Source organism: Microbacterium sp. NPDC090003 (genome assembly GCF_044748385.1).
In the GTDB taxonomy this organism is placed as follows: Bacteria; Actinomycetota; Actinomycetes; order Actinomycetales; family Microbacteriaceae; genus Microbacterium.
On sequence record NZ_JBIVFW010000001.1, the window covers coordinates 1,453,943 to 1,469,124 of the forward strand.

The following is a 15,182-nucleotide window of genomic DNA, read 5'->3' on the forward strand; positions in this document are numbered from 1 at the left end:
TAGCTTCTCACCCCGCGGCGGCCTCCGGGGCCTCGGGAGGAGCGACGACGACCGCCGATTCGCACGGGAGCGTGATCTGACCGTCGATGATCTGCGCCTCGCCCGTCGCGAGCAGCACCTCGTCACCGGCGCCGACCGCGAAGGACGCGGGCTCGGGCGACAGGTTCACCAGTACCGCCAGCGCACCGCGGTCGATCCGATAGATACGGGCGTCGGGTGCGTTACCGGCCGAGTCCGCGCTCACCTCGACCGTGACGCGGTTGAGCGACGAGTCGGGGTCGGTGAGTTCGGGCCGGGCGCGCCGCAACGCGACCAGATCGCGGTACAGGGCATGCAAGCGGGAATGCACCGGCCGGTCGAGCTCAGCCCAGTCGAGGTGCGAACGCTCGAAGGTCTCCGGGTCCTGCGGGTCGGGCACCTGATCAGGGTCCCAGCCCATGCGTGCGAACTCGGCGATTCGGCCCTCGGCGGTCGCGCGACCGAGCTCGGGCTCGGGGTGCGAGGTGAAGAACTGCCAGGGCGTGGAGGCGCCCCATTCCTCCCCCATGAAGAGCATGGGGGTTCCGGGAGCGGTGAGGGTGAGCACGGCTGCGACGGCGAGCCGATCCGGCGAGAGCGTCTGCGAAAGCCGGTCGCCCGCCGCGCGATTGCCGATCTGGTCATGGTCCTGGGCGAAGGTCACCAGTCGCCAGGCGGGCACCGCGTCGGGGATCGGTCGGCCGTGCGGACGCCCGCGGAACGACGAGAACGTGCCGTCGTGGAAGAACCCGCCCCGGGTGACCTTGGCGACGGCATCCGCCGCGGCGAAGTCCTCGTAGTAGCCCGCGGTCTCACCGGTCAGGGCGACGTGCACGGCATGGTGCCAGTCGTCGGACCACTGCGCCGTGAGCCCGTATCCGCCCGCCTCGCGCGGGAGGATGAGCGTCGGGTCGTTGAGATCTGACTCGGCGATCAGCGTCAGCGGGCGCTGCTGGTGCGCCGACAGAGCGTCGACCCGCTCGGCCAGCTGTTGCAGGATGTGCACGGGCTGGTCGTCGTGCAGCGCGTGCACCGCATCGAGACGGAGACCGTCGACGTGGAAGTCACGCAACCACATCAGCGCGTTCTCGATGATGTACTCGCGCACGGCCGGCTCGTCGAGGTTCACCGAGTCGCCCCAGGTGTTCCGCTGTCCGTCGCGCAGGTACGGGCCGAACTCGGGCAGGTAGTTGCCGCTCGGACCGAGATGGTTGTAGACGACGTCCTGAATGACGGCGAGACCGCGGGCGTGCGCCGCGTCCACCAATCGCTGATAGGCGCGCGGGCCGCCGTACTGCTCGTGCACCGCGTACCAGAGCACGCCGTCGTATCCCCAGTTCCAGAGTCCGTTGAAGGCGTTGACCGGCAGCAGCTCGACGTGCGTGACGCCGAGGTCGACGAGGTGGTCGAGCCGATCGATCAGCGCGTCCAGGGTTCCGTCAGGGGTCATCGTGCCGACGTGCAGCTCATAGATCACGCCGCCGGCGAGGGGGCGGCCGGTCCACGCGGCGTCCGTCCAGGCGAACGTCGACGCGTCGAAGGCCGCCGACGAACCGTGCACACCGTCGGGCTGCCGACGAGAGCGCGGATCGGGGCGAGCCTCGTCGGCGTCATCGATCACGAAACCGTAGCGGTCGCCGTCGGCGAGCGCCACGTCGGCACGCCACCAGCCGTCGGATGCCGAGGCCAGCTCGATGTCGTGGGAGGATGCCGCGGCATCCGTCCAGCGGCGCAGCCGCAATCGCTGCGCCCGGGGCGCCCAGACCTCGATCATCGTGCCTCCATCAGCAGAGCGACGGGATAGGTGTCGAGCAGGTCGGCCAGGCGCACCGGACCGGGTTCGATGCGGCGACCCGTGAGCACGTCGGTCGCCGCGCTGTCGGGACGCATCAGGAGAGTGTCTCCCCAACCGCCGCGGGCCGCGAGGCCGACCGGCAGACGGGTCGCGACGACGGTGACGCGGCCGCGGTCGACGGCCACGGCATGGGCGGATGCGTCACCCACCACCTCGGCCGGACGATATCGGGTGAACAGCTCGGAGTGATCGCGACGCAGCCGGAGGGCCCGCGAGGTGACCAGCATCTTGGCCAGCCCCGTGCCGTCGACCGCAGGCAGAAGCCCGTGTGCCACGTCGGTGTCGAGCGCGCCGAGCAGCTGCGCGTGCGCGGTGAAATCGACCGGACGCCGGTTATCGGGGTCGACGAGCGAGAGATCCCACAACTCGCTGCCCTGGTAGACGTCGGGCACGCCCGGACCGGTGAGCTGGAGCAGCTTGGCCGACAGCGAGTTCGACCGGCCGAAGCCGACGATCTCGGCGACGAACCCCTCGATCGTCTCGCGAGCGGCTCCGTTCGCGGCATCCGCGATGGCGATCACGCCCCGCTCGAAGTCTTCGTCGGGGTGCTGCCAGGTCGTCGCCTCTGCCGCTTCGCGTGCAGCCTTGAGGCCGTAGTCGCGCAGGCGCTCCAAGGAGATCGGCCAGGCCCCGACCGCCGCCTGCCAGAGCAGGGAGTCGAGGGGGCCGTGACCGGTCGAGGCGATCGCGCGCAGATCGGTGAGCACATCGGCCCACCGCTGCGGCATTTCCGCGAGCACCGACAGCCGCGCCCGAACGTCTTCCGAGCGCTTGGTGTCGTGCGTCGAGAGCGTCGTCATCGAGTGCGGCCACGCCGCCAGGCGGTCCTGCTGCGCGATATGGAATTCGGCCGGGGTCAGCGCCGCGATCGACGGGTCGCCGCCGACCTCGGTCAGGGTGCCGAGGCGCGTGTAACGGTAGAACGCCGTGTCCTCCACGCCCTTCGCCATCACCGCGCCGCTCAGTTGCGGGAAGCGGTCGGCGATCTCGAGCGCCGTGTCGGCGAGGAGCGGGGCGAGTTCGGCGATCGGTCCCGCGAGGTCCGGTCGGCGCCGGGAGGCCTCCGTGAGCGCGCGGTCCAGATGCTCCTGCCCCGCCGGCAGATACGGACGATACAGCGGGAAGCACGCCACGACCTCGGCGAGCGCGTCATCGACGTCGACGATGCCGAACGGCAGGCTGCGCACGAGGCGCCGAACCTCGGACTGCAGGATCGTCTCGGCGATCATCCGCTTGGTGGTGTGCGTCAGGTCGTGCCACGACTCCGCCTCGGCAAGGCCGGTGTCGGCTCGCAGTCGCGCGTCGAGGGCATCGAGCGCCGCCACACCGGCGGGGTCGATGAGCACACGGTCGATCTCACCCAGGGCGTCGTATCCGGTGGTTCCGTCGGTGCGCCACCAGTCGGGCAGCGCCTCGCCCGGCTCGAGGATCTTCTCGACGAGCACATAGGCCCCGCCCGTGGCATCCGCGAGGTTCTCGAGGTAGCCGCCCGGGTCCGACAGTCCGTCGGGATGGTCGACCCGCAGCCCGTCGGCGAGACCCTCGGTGATCCAGCGGACGATCTCGCGGTGCGACGCCGCGAAGACATCGGCGAGCTCGACACGGATGCCGGCGAGCTCGGGCACCGCGAAGAACCGCCGGTAGTTGAGCTCGGTGTTCTGGTCTTCCCAGAACCGCAGTTCGTAGTGCTGGGCGGCGAGGAGCGCCGACAGGTCGTCGGCCAGCGCCGCCGTGCCGGGGGCCAGCGGGAGCACGTGCTCGAAGTAGGAGAGGGTGCCGTCCGGAGCATCCGTCTGCGGAGTCGTGTCGACGACGAGATCACCCGACGCCACCACGTCGGCGGGAGCCGCACCGAGGATCGGCAGGCGCACCCGGTCGTCGCCCCGTCGCCAGTCGATGTCGAATGCGACCGCGTGCGACGACGAGCGCCCGAGGCGCAGGACGTCCCACCACCACGGGTTCGCGCGCGGAACGCCGACCCCCATGTGGTTCGGGACCGTGTCGATCAGGATGCCGAGGCCTGCGCCGTGCGCCGCAGCCGCGAATCGCTCGAGTCCTTCCGCTCCCCCACGGCTCGGATCGACCCGCGAGTGATCGACGACGTCGTAGCCGTGGTCGGATCCCGGAGTCGCGGCGAGCAGCGGGGAGAGATACGCCCAATCCGCGCCGAGCGCGGCGAGGTACGGCGCGACACGCGCCGCCTCGTCGAGTGTCAGGCGGGAGGTGATCTGCAGGCGGTACGTCGAAAGGGGGCGACGGGTCACGGGTTCTCCTCGTCCGCTGCCTCGTTCGGAGCGGCGTCCGCCTCGGCCTCGGCGGCGGATGCGGCCGCAGCCGCCTCGACCGCTTCGACGTGTTCGGTCTGCGCGCGGAGCGATGCCTCGACGGAGTCGTCGGTATCGATCTCCGCCTCGGGGCGCTCGCGCAGCACCAGCAGCGACTGCGCCTCGAGTGTGAGATCGTCGCGCGGGCGCAGGGTCGCTCCCTCGACCGACTGGCCCGCCGTGTCGACGACGATCTCCCAGCCCTTCGCGAGGCGGGCCGGCGGTAGAACCGCATCGACCGCGGCATCCCCGCTGTTGAAGTAGACGAGGAAGTTCACGTCGGTGACGGGGCGGCCGCGCACGTCCTTCTCGCGGATGCCGTAGCCGTTGAGGAACATGCCGACCGAGAGCCCGAACCCGGAGTCCCAGTCCTCCGGCTTCATCGGGCGGCCGTCCGGCCGCAGCCACACCACATCGGGGACGCGCCCGCCGTCTTCGTCGCGCACGGGGCGGCCATCGAAGAAACGGCTGCGGCGGAACGTCGGATGGTCGTGCCGCAGACGCGCGACCGCCGCGGTGAACTCGATGAGCGGCCCGTCTGCGGCCTCCCAATCGACCCAGGTGATCTCGTTGTCCTGGGCGTAGCCGTTGTTGTTGCCGCCCTGCGTGCGGCCCAATTCGTCGCCGTGGGCGATCATCGGCACGCCCTGAGAGAGCAGCAGCGTCGCCAGGAAGTTGCGCTGCTGCTGCGCCCGACGCCGGTTGATCTCGGCATCGTCGGTCGGACCCTCGACGCCGTTGTTGTCGGAACGGTTGTGCGATTCGCCGTCGTTGTTGTCTTCGCCGTTCGCCTCGTTGTGCTTCTCGTTGTACGACACGAGGTCGCGCAGCGTGAAGCCGTCGTGAGCGGTCACGAAGTTGATCGAGGCCACGGGGCGACGGCCCGAATGCTCGTAGAGATCGGCCGAACCGGTCAGGCGCGACGCGAACTCGCCGAGGGCCTGCGGCTCACCACGCCAGAAGTCGCGCACCGTGTCGCGGTACTTGCCGTTCCACTCGGTCCACTGCGGGGGGAAGTTGCCCACCTGGTAGCCGCCGGGGCCGACGTCCCACGGCTCGGCGATCAGCTTCACCTGCGAGACGATCGGATCCTGCTGCACGAGCTCGAAGAACGCCGCCAGCCGGTCGACGTCGTAGAACTCGCGGGCGAGCGTCGAGGCGAGGTCGAAGCGGAACCCGTCGACGTGCATCTCGGTGACCCAGTAGCGCAGCGAGTCCATGATCAGCTGCAGCGCGTGCGGACTCCCGGCATTGAGGCTGTTGCCCGTGCCGGTGTAGTCGGTGTAATACCGCTTGTCCTCTTCGAGCCGGTAGTACGCGCGGTTGTCGATCCCGCGCATCGAGAGCATCGGCCCCAGGTGGTTGCCCTCCGCGGTGTGGTTGTAGACGACGTCGAGGATGACCTCGATGCCCGCGGCGTGCAGCGCGCGCACCATCGCCTTGAACTCCTGCACCTGCTGACCCTGCTGGCCGTTCGAGGCGTAGTCGTTGTGGGGAGCGAAGAACGCGAGCGTGTTGTAGCCCCAGTAGTTGGAGAGCCCCTTGTCCTGCAGCACGGAGTCGTTCACGAACTGGTGAACCGGCATGAGCTCGATGGCGGTGACACCGAGGCGCACGAGATGGTCGATGATGGCCGGGTGGGCGATGCCGGCGTAGGTGCCGCGCAGGTCCTCGGGCACATCGGGATGCTGGATCGTGAGGCCCTTCACGTGCGCCTCGTAGATCACGGTCTGCGCGTACGGCGTCTTGAGCAGACGGTCACCCGCCCAGTCGAAGAACGGGTTGATGACGACGCCCTTGGCCATGTCGGCCGCGGAGTCCTGGTCATTGCGCGAGTCGGGGTCGCCGAAATCGTAGCCGAACAGCGACTGTCCCCAGTCGATGTCGCCGGCGACGGCCTTCGCATAGGGGTCGAGCAGCAGCTTGTTCGGGTTGAAGCGCTGACCTTCGGCGGGGTCGTAGGGGCCGTGCACGCGATAGCCGTAGAGCTGCCCCGGTTGCACCGCCGGCAGGTAACCGTGCCACACGAAGGCGTCGACCTCGGTCAGCTCCACGCGCTGCTCGGTGCCGTCGGCATCGAAGAGGCACAGCTCGACCTTCTCGGCGCATTCGCTGAAGAGGGCGAAGTTGGTTCCCTGTCCGTCATAGGTGGCCCCCAGGGGGTAGGGCGTTCCCGGCCAGATCTCGAGGCTCATGCCGTGATCTTAGGCGCACGCGATGACGCGACTGTTTCGGCGACGATCTCCACGGCGCGATGGAAGTCGTGAACCTGGGCGATCTCGCTCGCCTGGGCGTACGGGTGGCCGACGTAGCAGACGAACACGGGCGACACGACCTCGACGTAGCCGATGGGGCCGTCATGCAGCACCACGTAGCGGTCGGGATCGACGCGCTCGTACGCCGGTTCGGGCGTCGCCTCTTCAACGACGGGGGTGTCGACGGCGGAGCTGTGGACGGCGCTCGGCTCGTCGCCTCCGCACGCGGAGCCGGGGGATGTGCGGGTGTGTGCAGTCATGCGGGCTCCTGTGATTCTGTTTGTGATGCCGACGATAGGCGCGCGAGGCGATTCGGAGAACGCCATTGCCATTTCGGCTTACCTGTGGCTAGCATCGGCAGTCCTCTTCGTCGCGGCCCGTGTCACAGATCGCCCCGCTGCCCGGTCAGAGCGAGTGGGAACGACCGTGCTCCGCGCGGGGAGGAGAAGACAATGGCCGACGCTCAGCCGTCCGACGATGTTCTGCACGATGCGCTCGAGACCTTCGACGCGCATCGCCGTCGCCTCTTCGGCGTCGCCTACCGGATGCTCGGCAGCGTGTCGGATGCCGAGGACATCGTGCAGGAGACGTGGATCCGCTGGCAGGGCGCTGATCGCGCCGGCATCCGAGAACCCGCCGCTTTTCTCACGACCATCGCGACCCGCCTCTCGATCAACGCGCTCACCTCGGCCAGGGCGCGTCGCGAGACCTATGTCGGCCCCTGGTTGCCCGAGCCCGTGAACACCGACGACGACCCGGCGCTCGGCGCCGAACGCGCCGAGGCGCTGCAGTTCGCCGTGCTGATCATGCTCGAGAAGCTCACCCCCACCGAGCGCGCGGCCTACGTGCTGCGCGAGGCGTTCGACTACCCGTACCCGCGCATCGCCGAGGTCATCTCGGTGAGCGTGGTCAGCGCTCGACAACTCGTCAGCCGCGCCCGCGCGCATCTCAGCTCGGAGCGGCGCATCGCGGTCGCACCCACCGCCCAGCGCAGTCTGCTCGAGGCCTTCCTCGTCGCCGCGCGCAAGGGAGATGCCGCGCAGCTCGAGAAGCTCTTGGCCGAGGAGGTCGTCAGCTACACCGACGGCAACGGGGTCAAGCTCGCCGCCCGCATCCCCGTGATCGGGCGCGGGCGGGTCGCGACCTTCGTCGCCGCCTTCGCGCACCACTTCTGGACGGGCAAGACGATCGGGTGGGTGCGCGTCAACGGCCAGCCCGCCGCCACGCTCATCGAAGACGGGGTCGTCACGACCATGGTCACGATCACGACGTCGGACGACGGCATCCGCCAGCTGCTCTGGGTGATGAGCCCCGACAAGCTGCGGCACGTCACCGCCCTGCCGGCATGACCGGCGCACGGCCCGGGCGATGGTGGCGGGCGACGCGCGCGGCCGGTGCACCGATGATCGAGGCGCTCGCGGGTGCTGCGACCGCATCGGATGCCCGGGCGCTGCTCGCCCTGCTCCGGCCGGACGTCCTGACGCTGGTCGACGACGGTGGACGCGAGGTCCGCTCGCGCGACGCGCTGCAGGGCGCGGATGCCGCGGCCCGCGAGTTGCGCACCGCGCTCGCCGGCCGGGAGCTGCGGCGGGTGTCGATCAACGGCGATCCCGGCCTGGTGGCGCTCGCGGGCGGCCGACCGGTCGCGACGGTGTGCGCGTCGCAGAGGGGCGGACGCGTCGCCGAGCTCTGGATCGTGTGCGATCCGGCGAAGCTGGCGAACTGGGATCGGCACTGACGTCACACCTCCCGGGGGCGTGCGGTCAGTACTGTGACGCCCCTTTTCCGCGGCGTGCCCCAGAGAAAGGCTCGACATGTCGAAAATCGTCGTCATCGGCGGCACGGGACTCATCGGTTCCAAAGTCGTCGCGAAGCTCACCGCCCACGGCCACGAGGCGATCGCCGCCTCGCCCAACACCGGGGTGAACTCGATCACCGGAGAGGGCCTCGCCGAAGCGCTGACCGGCGCCGACGTCGTGGTCGACGTGTCGAACTCGCCGTCGTTCGAGAAGGATGCCGTGCTCGCGTTCTTCACCACGTCGACGCAGAACATGCTCGCCGCGGAGAAGGCCGCCGGTGTCGGGCACCACGTCGCGTTGACGATCGTCGGCACCGACCGCCCGCAGAACATCGACTACTTCCATGCCAAGGCCGCGCAGGAGAAGCTGATCGCGGAGTCGGGCGTGCCGTACTCGTTCGTGCACGCGACGCAGTTCTTCGAGTTCATCAGCAGCATCGCCTCGACCGTCGCCTCCGGAGCCGAGGTGCGCCTGCCCGGTGCCCTCATCCAGCCGATCGCTGCCGACGACGTCGCCACGGCCGTCGCCCGCACCGCCGTGGGCGAACCGCTGGGTGGCGGGATCGAGATCGCCGGCCCGGAGGTGTTCACGATGGACGACTTCATCCGCCGCGGGCTGGCGTTCCGCGGAGACGATCGTGTCGTGGTGCAGGACCCCGATGCCCAGTACTTCGGGGCGCACATCGAGGAGCGCACACTGCTCCCCGTCGAGGGGGCGCAGATCTTCGCCACGACGCTCGCGGAGTGGCTGCCCGCGAACCCGCCGCGCTGAGTCTCGAGCCCTCGGAGCGGCCGCGGGGTGGATACCCGGCGGCCGCTCTCGTATGTCAGGTCACGACCAGCCCCACGGGTGTTCGAGCATGTAGAAGAGGAGGACAGGGCCGAGCGCGGCGATGGCGATTGCTGCCAGCGTGCCGAAGATTTTGGTAGTGAGAGATCCGAACCGGGTGCGCAAGTGCACGCTTCGGTAGATGAACACGGCGAGAACGATCGAAACCCCGTACTGCAGGTACTGCCAGATCGGGATGAAGCTCAAGTAAACCCGACCAGATCGTCCACAACGGGAATGCTGCCCAAAGCGCGGCGGCCGTGACCGACGAGATCCAGGCCGCCGCGAGCGCTCGCTCACGGTCGACCCAGGTCGGAACATACGGCGGCATGGCATCCGTCCGTTCCGGTTCGGTTTCCTCGTTCATAGGCCGGGCAAGTGCGAGCAGATCATGCCGAGTACCAACGATTCGAGCATCCCGAGCGCACCGTACAGCGCCACCTGACGGTTGCCCCACAGGGCGAGGAACAGCACGAACAACGACGCCAGACCGACGATCCACCATGCCATCGAGAAGTACAGGAAGATCGAGATACCGATGATGCCGACAACCGGGACGGCCATGATCAAGAACGAGAGACCGGTGACGACCAGCGGCGTGAACACCACGATCGCGCCGAACGTCTCGGCTCTGTCGCGCTTCCTCTTGATACGCGCCACTCTGCCCTCCGACGCCATGGGAGACGTGATGATCGGGGCCTCGCTGTCGTTGATCATGATTCCGGTGTTGAGGTCGGAGCCGCATCGCCAAACGGAGGCTCCACCGATGGGTGCACAGACTGCGGGGCGTCCGATCCTGGGTAGCCGTCAGGGAACATCAGCTCCCAGAGCTCGGAGTCATCTCCGGGCTCGCAGGTGCCTGTCACTTTCAGATGCACGATGTCGTTGGCGGGTCCTGTCGTCACCGTGATCAAGATGTCCTGCACGTGCGCATCGGGGTACTTTGCTTCGATGTTGACCGCGGTGACTCCACCGCTGTAGGTACGCATTCGCACTTCCGACCAACCGTTCTGATCTAGCCACTGCATGAGCGCGTCGACTTTGTCCTCGGTCGTTTGTTGAGGGAGCCACCACCCGTCATCGAGAGGAGTTGTTCGCGTGAACGAAAAGCGGTATCCCTTGGAACCACATTTTTCGGGGGCCACTCCCCACCCAGGGAGGTCCCATTCCCCGTCATACACATGAACCTGAAGTTCGGCCACTTTCTCGCGCATTGATGAGTAGACGTCTTTTGCCTGAAGGAAAAGTTCAGGCCCATTGGGGACACAGCCGGTTAGCGCCATCATCGCAACTCCTAGGGTCGTGGCCACGCGCAATCGTGCGCGACGAGATCGTATTCGTGATCCGCTCACTGCCGTTCCTCCACTCGTTCGGCGTAGTCGGCTACGGCTTGAAGGAAAGATTGACCACGAGGGTCGAGATATCCGACGCTGTCTTCGGGTGCGAACGAGAACGTGAACCCGGGAGACCGGTGAAGGCGATACCACCACTCCGTCGACGCCCCCGCGTTATGGCCGCCCGTAGGCAAGCCGATCACAGGCCGGAGGTCTGGCGTCACGTAGTCGGCCACGACTCCGCCGTTCGAATCGAAGATCTCGACCCCGTCGCTACCTGCAGGATCAATAGAGTGCGTGGATAGCACCGGGGGCCTCCCCCAGATCGCGATCCAGTCGGCACTGGCACCAGTAACCGACACCGTCGCGTCTCCCTGAGCGATAGCGCCCTCCATCGCAGCGTTGCCTTCTGGAGTCAACCCGGCCGACCCGAAAAGAGTCATGTGGTCAAACACGCCAGGCGACTGTTGAGAGCTCAGGGTGACCGCCGTCGTGCCGAGAGAGTGAGCCCACCCCTCCTGCCAGGCTTCCGGATTGACGTGGCGCAACCCCTCGACGAGGGCTGCGATGCGACTGGCGCCATTGCTGGGCAATTCGTCTGCCCAGACAGACCACATGTCACCGGAGTCCCACTCCATCTGGAGGATCACCGCGGTTGACGAGTCGATATTGCGGAAGTCGACCTGCTGATTCGTGTAGTCGTACACGTCCCGCGCGATTTGTCCCCACTCACCGAGCGTGCCGACATCGGTCTGAATACCGTGCGTGATCGTGATGACCTGGTCAGCCGTATCGGGGTCGCCCCGCACGAGAGAGGCTCGGACATCGCCTGTCTCATCGATGAAGGCGGAGAGAATCCCCATTCCTTCTTCGGTTTGGCGCTTGAGCAGGTTGAGTTTTGTACGCTGGTCATCCGTCAGCGTCGGATCATCGAGCAATCGCTCGACTTCTCGCGTGGACCATGGCACACGATCTGCGGTCTTGAGGCCGTTGAGGTTGCCGATCGACGCCGGGGCTCGGTCCCACAAGGTAGCCAGCGGCCCGGACGTCCAGACGCCAGAGGCATCCGCTGTCGATCGGTTCCGAAGGCGATCCCAGATCTCGTTGGCCTTCGCGGGCGGGATGAAACCGATAGCCGCGAAAAACTCAGGATGGGCCACGATCCAATCGGAGACGTCCTTTTCGCCTGCCGTCGTGAACCACTCGAAGCGGGCGGCCGCAGCACGAGCGATCGCGAGGTCGAGATAGTCGCCCAACGGCACCGCCGTTGGTGCCGTGCCTGGGTCCTGTGAGGGTCCCGGTGGGGTCAATCCCCACACGGTCTGCGCGGTCGTCACGGCCTTGCCGGTCGACTGATAGATCGCGTCGCCTCCTTCGATCCCGCGCAGCTTGTCTGCAAGGTCCTGCTCCGCTTGATCGACCGAGCGGTTAAACATCTCGACTTCCAATGCGAGCCGTTCCGCTTCTTGATCGAGCAATCCGAGGTTCACCTTCGCCGAGGTGTACGCATCCGTCTCCGGATGGTTCCTCCCGTTGTTGACAGGATCGTTCCCAGGGTCGGCCTGAAACGTCGCGATCTCCTGATCGAGGATCAAGGAATGCGAGTAATGCCGCTCGTTGAGATTCTGGATCGTCCCTTGTAGCTCGGTGCGCGTCTGCTCGAGCACGGCGAACACGTCGCCGGCAGCATCCGCCAGAGCCTTCCTCGCGGCGTCCATCGCATCGCGGAACCCTTTCGAGGATTCCGACGGCGTCATCATCGCTCCGGAGGTGTCGCCTGCCGGAATGAGAGTGAACGCGCCTTCCAGCTCCACCCATTGGGTCCTGACCGCATCCATCGTTTCCACGACCAGGGTTCCGAGCGATTCGGCGCTTGTGCCTAGAGCCGACATCGCCGTCGAGGAGGGCACCTCGCGCAATGTGTGCGAGACGAAGGCGCTCACGAGATCTTCACCTGCCCCTCGAAGATCCCCGGGTGTTCTGAGCGCCAGGTCTCAGCCATGACCTCATCACCCGCCGTGATCGCGAGCACGCCTTCCACCACTGCGGCCGCCGCATTCGACACCGCGGTGATCGCCATACCCGGCACCAGCGCTCGCACCTCGAGGAAGTCGTCCCACGCTTCGGCAAGAGTCGTGCGCCCGGTCACGATGAGCTCCGATCGACGCTCGGCGAGAGCCTGAGCATCCTTCACCGCCTGCCCCAGCGGCTCCCCCGCGACGTCGACGTTCTGCAGCACGACCGATACCTGCTCGGGCGACACCGACCACCCATCGTCCACCATTCGAACCTCCGATCTCGAAAGCGAGATTACGACAGTTCGACCCCATGTGAAGACAGATGAGCCACATCTGTGGAGAGCATGCCAATATGCCTTTAGGATCGGCTCATGTTCGCCCCCGAGACGCTCCTGGCCTTCGTCGTCGCCGCGTTCGTGATGGTCGTGATCCCTGGGCCCACGGTGCTGTTCACGATCGGGCGCTCGATTGCTCTCGGCCGCGTCGGCGGGTTCCTCAGCAGCCTCGGCACCGCCGTCGGATCGATCGTGCTCGTCCTCGCCGTGGCCCTCGGCATCGGCACGGCGATCGCGCAGTCCGTGATCCTCTTCACGATTGTGAAGGTGCTCGGCGCCGGTTACCTCGTGTTCCTCGGCATCCAGGCCATCCGCCATCGGAGAGACGCGGCGGCCGCGGCATCCGCTCCCGCCACGAAGAAGCCCGGCCGGCGGCTGTTGTTCGAAGGCTTCATCGTCGGCCTCACCAACCCGAAATCGATCGCGTTCTTCCTCGCGATCCTCCCCCAGTTCGTCGATCTGCACGCGGGATCCGTTCCGTTGCAGCTCTTCGTGCTCGGCATCATCGTCGTCGCGATCGGCGTCAGCTGCGACGCGATCTGGGTGCTGCTGGCGAGCGCGGCCCGCGACTGGTTCGGCCGCTCACCCCGCCGCCTCTCCACCATGTCGGCCACCGGCGGCGGCATGATGATCGGGCTCGGGGCCTTCCTGCTGCTGTGGAGCGAGAAGCCCGCGACGGCGTGAGCCCCGCACGCCCGCACACCATCTCGCAGATCTGCAGAACTGCGGATGCTTCGCACCACTCTCATGCGAAGTTCTGCAGATCTGCGAAGTGGTGCGCGCGTCAGACCCGCGCGACCGGCTGCCGCAGGATCGTGCGGAGCTTGGCCGGCTCGACCCGACGCGCGTCGCTGAGGTAGATCTCGTGGTGGATGCCGCGCATCTCCAGCCCGTTCTCCGGGATGAAGCGGTGCAGATCTTCGAGCACGGGCGCCTCGTCGTCGTACGACCCGATGTGCAGCGTCTGCACGCACAGACCCTCGTCGAAGGTCGCGAGCCGCACCGCCGGCAGGCTCGGCGAGGCGTCTCGCTTCGCCGCCGCTTTGTCGCGCGCCGTCTCGACCATCTCGGCGGTGACGTGTTCCGGGACCATGATCATCATCGTCCACAGCCACGTCGACTTGTCGCGGCGCGAGGTGAACGAGGCCATATCCTCGGCATGCCAGAGTCCCTCCAACGGCATGACGACGGTGTCGACGCCGAGCTGCGCGCGGCTCGCGAACTTGACCCCGTAGGCGATCGGATACAGCGCCGTGAGGGCATCCGCGTAGGCCGGCGAGGTGTTCGGATCACCCGCACCGTCGATCATCAGGTACTGCATCGGCGGCACGTCGACGAGCCGGAACACCCCGCGCTTCGCCTGGTACGCGTCGAGCGCCTTCTTCAGATCGGTCGCCATGGAGTGCCTCCTCGTGCGGGCCGCCCACGCCGCCCGCACGAGGAGTATCTCAGGCCTCTTCGACCGGCAACCAGAGCTCGCACGACGCGTGCGCGCCGATGAACTCCAGGTAGCGCACGATCGAGGGACCGGGCCGCAGTCGCCACGGGTTCGAGGGGAACCATTCGGTCGCCGTCGCCGCCCAGAGGTTCTGCAGCGTCTCGGGGAACGGCCCCTCGGCCGCGAACACGGCCCAAGAACCGGCGGGCACCGGCATCACGTCGAGGTCGGCGGGCACGGGCGACGCCTCCTGCAGAGCGACACCGTGCAGATAGGTGAGCGGGGTGCCTTCCGGCGCATCGGGCTCGACGTCGGCGGTGACGGCCAGGATGCCGGTGGGCTCGGCATCCGACAGCGCTTTGAGGCGCGCGTGCTCTTCGGGAGCGATCGCGGCGATGTGCTCCTGGATGCGCGGGTTGACCCCGCGATAGACCAGCGGAACCTCGACCGCGTGCCCGACGAGGACGATCGCGGGGTGATGGGTGATGGTGACGTGCATGGGAGTGCTCCCTTCGACGCTCAGGCGGAACCGGAGCGTGGGTTGTGTGCGAAGAGGTCCGCCGTCACGGCGCGCGTCGGCCGGCCCGATCCCGTGCACGGCTCGGAACGCGCGGCCGAAGGCTTCGACCGAGCCATATCCGTGGCGCACGGCGACATCGAGCAGATCGGATGCCCCGGCGACGAGTTCCGCGCCGGCGAGCGTCATGCGGCGCCGACGCACGTACTCCGACAGCGGCATGCCCGCCAGCGTCGAGAACATCCGACGCAGGTGGTACTCCGTAGTGCCGCGGTTGCGAGCGAATCCGGCGACATCGAGGTCATCGACGTCGGCGCTCTCGACCAGGTCGACCAGAGCGTTCAACGTGCCGATCATGCGTTCCTCCTCTGTGGATGACCCCAGCATTTCGCGCGACAGGGCGCAGCAGCCCGATCATTCCGGACGGATCCGATCGACAGGCGACCGAGATCCTCGACGCA

General features: G+C 67.5%; 15 protein-coding genes. 4 read left to right on the forward strand and 11 right to left on the reverse strand.

Annotated elements, in window-relative coordinates; genetic code table 11:
* Nucleotides 1-7: 7 nt before the first annotated feature.
* From treZ to ACIPVN_RS07060, 4 genes are read right to left on the reverse strand one after another with little or no spacing between them, the layout of a single operon-like run.
* Complete coding sequence (gene treZ, locus ACIPVN_RS07045) at nucleotides 8-1,792, reverse strand: malto-oligosyltrehalose trehalohydrolase (RefSeq protein WP_400441310.1); 1,785 nt, start codon at nucleotides 1,790-1,792, stop codon at nucleotides 8-10.
* A complete protein-coding gene (gene treY / locus ACIPVN_RS07050) occupies nucleotides 1,789-4,137 on the reverse strand; it encodes a malto-oligosyltrehalose synthase (RefSeq protein ID WP_400441313.1) in 2,349 nt (782 codons plus the stop codon). The genes treZ and treY overlap by 4 nt, the downstream gene beginning before the upstream one ends.
* Entirely contained in the window at nucleotides 4,134-6,392 is a 2,259-nt protein-coding gene (gene glgX / locus ACIPVN_RS07055) for a glycogen debranching protein GlgX (protein WP_400441315.1), read from the reverse strand. Before glgX ends, treY begins: the two co-directional genes overlap by 4 nt.
* Nucleotides 6,389-6,712: a hypothetical protein gene (locus ACIPVN_RS07060; protein WP_400441318.1), complete on the reverse strand. Its 324-nt coding sequence runs from the start codon at nucleotides 6,710-6,712 to the stop codon at nucleotides 6,389-6,391. The genes glgX and ACIPVN_RS07060 overlap by 4 nt, the downstream gene beginning before the upstream one ends.
* Nucleotides 6,713-6,904: 192 nt before the next feature.
* Between ACIPVN_RS07060 and ACIPVN_RS07065 the strand changes: the two genes are divergently transcribed.
* The 3 genes from ACIPVN_RS07065 to ACIPVN_RS07075 all read left to right on the forward strand — a co-directional run bounded on the left by ACIPVN_RS07065 (nucleotide 6,905) and on the right by ACIPVN_RS07075 (nucleotide 9,022).
* Nucleotides 6,905-7,801: an RNA polymerase sigma-70 factor gene (locus ACIPVN_RS07065; RefSeq protein WP_400441320.1), complete on the forward strand. Its 897-nt coding sequence runs from the start codon at nucleotides 6,905-6,907 to the stop codon at nucleotides 7,799-7,801.
* On the forward strand, nucleotides 7,798-8,190 hold the full coding sequence (locus ACIPVN_RS07070) for a hypothetical protein (protein WP_400441323.1): 393 nt from the start codon (nucleotides 7,798-7,800) through the stop codon (nucleotides 8,188-8,190). Before ACIPVN_RS07065 ends, ACIPVN_RS07070 begins: the two co-directional genes overlap by 4 nt.
* A gap of 76 nt (nucleotides 8,191-8,266) precedes the next feature.
* Nucleotides 8,267-9,022, forward strand: a complete 756-nt coding sequence (locus tag ACIPVN_RS07075; protein ID WP_400441326.1) for an SDR family oxidoreductase — start codon at nucleotides 8,267-8,269, stop codon at nucleotides 9,020-9,022.
* 60 nt (nucleotides 9,023-9,082) lie between these two features.
* On the opposite strand, the gene ACIPVN_RS07080 is transcribed toward ACIPVN_RS07075, so the two are convergent.
* From ACIPVN_RS07080 to ACIPVN_RS07100, 5 genes are all read right to left on the reverse strand, one after another.
* A complete protein-coding gene (locus tag ACIPVN_RS07080) occupies nucleotides 9,083-9,286 on the reverse strand; it encodes a hypothetical protein (RefSeq protein WP_400441329.1) in 204 nt (67 codons plus the stop codon).
* A 156-nt stretch (nucleotides 9,287-9,442) separates the two neighbouring features.
* Nucleotides 9,443-9,796, reverse strand: coding sequence for a hypothetical protein (locus tag ACIPVN_RS07085; RefSeq protein WP_400441331.1), 354 nt, complete (start codon nucleotides 9,794-9,796; stop codon nucleotides 9,443-9,445).
* Entirely contained in the window at nucleotides 9,793-10,365 is a 573-nt protein-coding gene (locus ACIPVN_RS07090) for a hypothetical protein (protein ID WP_400441333.1), read from the reverse strand. The genes ACIPVN_RS07085 and ACIPVN_RS07090 overlap by 4 nt, the downstream gene beginning before the upstream one ends.
* Nucleotides 10,366-10,427: 62 nt before the next feature.
* Complete coding sequence (locus ACIPVN_RS07095; RefSeq protein ID WP_400441336.1) at nucleotides 10,428-12,356, reverse strand: alpha/beta hydrolase; 1,929 nt, start codon at nucleotides 12,354-12,356, stop codon at nucleotides 10,428-10,430.
* The gene (locus ACIPVN_RS07100; protein WP_400441343.1) at nucleotides 12,353-12,697 is read right to left on the reverse strand and encodes a hypothetical protein; all 345 of its coding nucleotides are present in this window, start codon (nucleotides 12,695-12,697) and stop codon (nucleotides 12,353-12,355) included. The genes ACIPVN_RS07095 and ACIPVN_RS07100 overlap by 4 nt, the downstream gene beginning before the upstream one ends.
* A 105-nt stretch (nucleotides 12,698-12,802) precedes the next feature.
* Here ACIPVN_RS07100 and ACIPVN_RS07105 point away from each other — a divergent pair, with 105 nt between their 5' ends.
* Nucleotides 12,803-13,450: a LysE family translocator gene (locus ACIPVN_RS07105; protein ID WP_400441346.1), complete on the forward strand. Its 648-nt coding sequence runs from the start codon at nucleotides 12,803-12,805 to the stop codon at nucleotides 13,448-13,450.
* Between the two features lie 100 nt (nucleotides 13,451-13,550).
* Here the strand turns inward: ACIPVN_RS07105 and ACIPVN_RS07110 are convergent, their stop codons facing one another.
* Together ACIPVN_RS07110 and ACIPVN_RS07115 are read right to left on the reverse strand one after the other, a co-directional pair.
* Entirely contained in the window at nucleotides 13,551-14,165 is a 615-nt protein-coding gene (locus ACIPVN_RS07110; RefSeq protein ID WP_400441349.1) for a GyrI-like domain-containing protein, read from the reverse strand.
* Between the two features lie 49 nt (nucleotides 14,166-14,214).
* Nucleotides 14,215-15,078: a GyrI-like domain-containing protein gene (locus tag ACIPVN_RS07115; protein WP_400441352.1), complete on the reverse strand. Its 864-nt coding sequence runs from the start codon at nucleotides 15,076-15,078 to the stop codon at nucleotides 14,215-14,217.
* Between the last annotated feature and the right edge of the window lie 104 nt (nucleotides 15,079-15,182).

What these genes read in the sequence shown, in the direction of transcription:
- treZ (WP_400441310.1), bottom strand. Translation starts at nt 1,792, where the DNA reads ATGATCGAGGTCTGGGCGCCCCGGGCGCAGCGATTGCGGCTGCGCCGC.
- glgX (WP_400441315.1), bottom strand. Translation starts at nt 6,392, where the DNA reads ATGAGCCTCGAGATCTGGCCGGGAACGCCCTACCCCCTGGGGGCCACC.
- ACIPVN_RS07060 (WP_400441318.1), bottom strand. Translation starts at nt 6,712, where the DNA reads ATGACTGCACACACCCGCACATCCCCCGGCTCCGCGTGCGGAGGCGAC.
- ACIPVN_RS07065 (WP_400441320.1), top strand. Translation starts at nt 6,905, where the DNA reads ATGGCCGACGCTCAGCCGTCCGACGATGTTCTGCACGATGCGCTCGAG.
- ACIPVN_RS07070 (WP_400441323.1), top strand. Translation starts at nt 7,798, where the DNA reads ATGACCGGCGCACGGCCCGGGCGATGGTGGCGGGCGACGCGCGCGGCC.
- ACIPVN_RS07075 (WP_400441326.1), top strand. Translation starts at nt 8,267, where the DNA reads ATGTCGAAAATCGTCGTCATCGGCGGCACGGGACTCATCGGTTCCAAA.
- ACIPVN_RS07085 (WP_400441331.1), bottom strand. Translation starts at nt 9,796, where the DNA reads ATGATCAACGACAGCGAGGCCCCGATCATCACGTCTCCCATGGCGTCG.
- ACIPVN_RS07090 (WP_400441333.1), bottom strand. Translation starts at nt 10,365, where the DNA reads ATGATGGCGCTAACCGGCTGTGTCCCCAATGGGCCTGAACTTTTCCTT.
- ACIPVN_RS07100 (WP_400441343.1), bottom strand. Translation starts at nt 12,697, where the DNA reads ATGGTGGACGATGGGTGGTCGGTGTCGCCCGAGCAGGTATCGGTCGTG.
- ACIPVN_RS07105 (WP_400441346.1), top strand. Translation starts at nt 12,803, where the DNA reads ATGTTCGCCCCCGAGACGCTCCTGGCCTTCGTCGTCGCCGCGTTCGTG.
- ACIPVN_RS07110 (WP_400441349.1), bottom strand. Translation starts at nt 14,165, where the DNA reads ATGGCGACCGATCTGAAGAAGGCGCTCGACGCGTACCAGGCGAAGCGC.
- ACIPVN_RS07115 (WP_400441352.1), bottom strand. Translation starts at nt 15,078, where the DNA reads ATGATCGGCACGTTGAACGCTCTGGTCGACCTGGTCGAGAGCGCCGAC.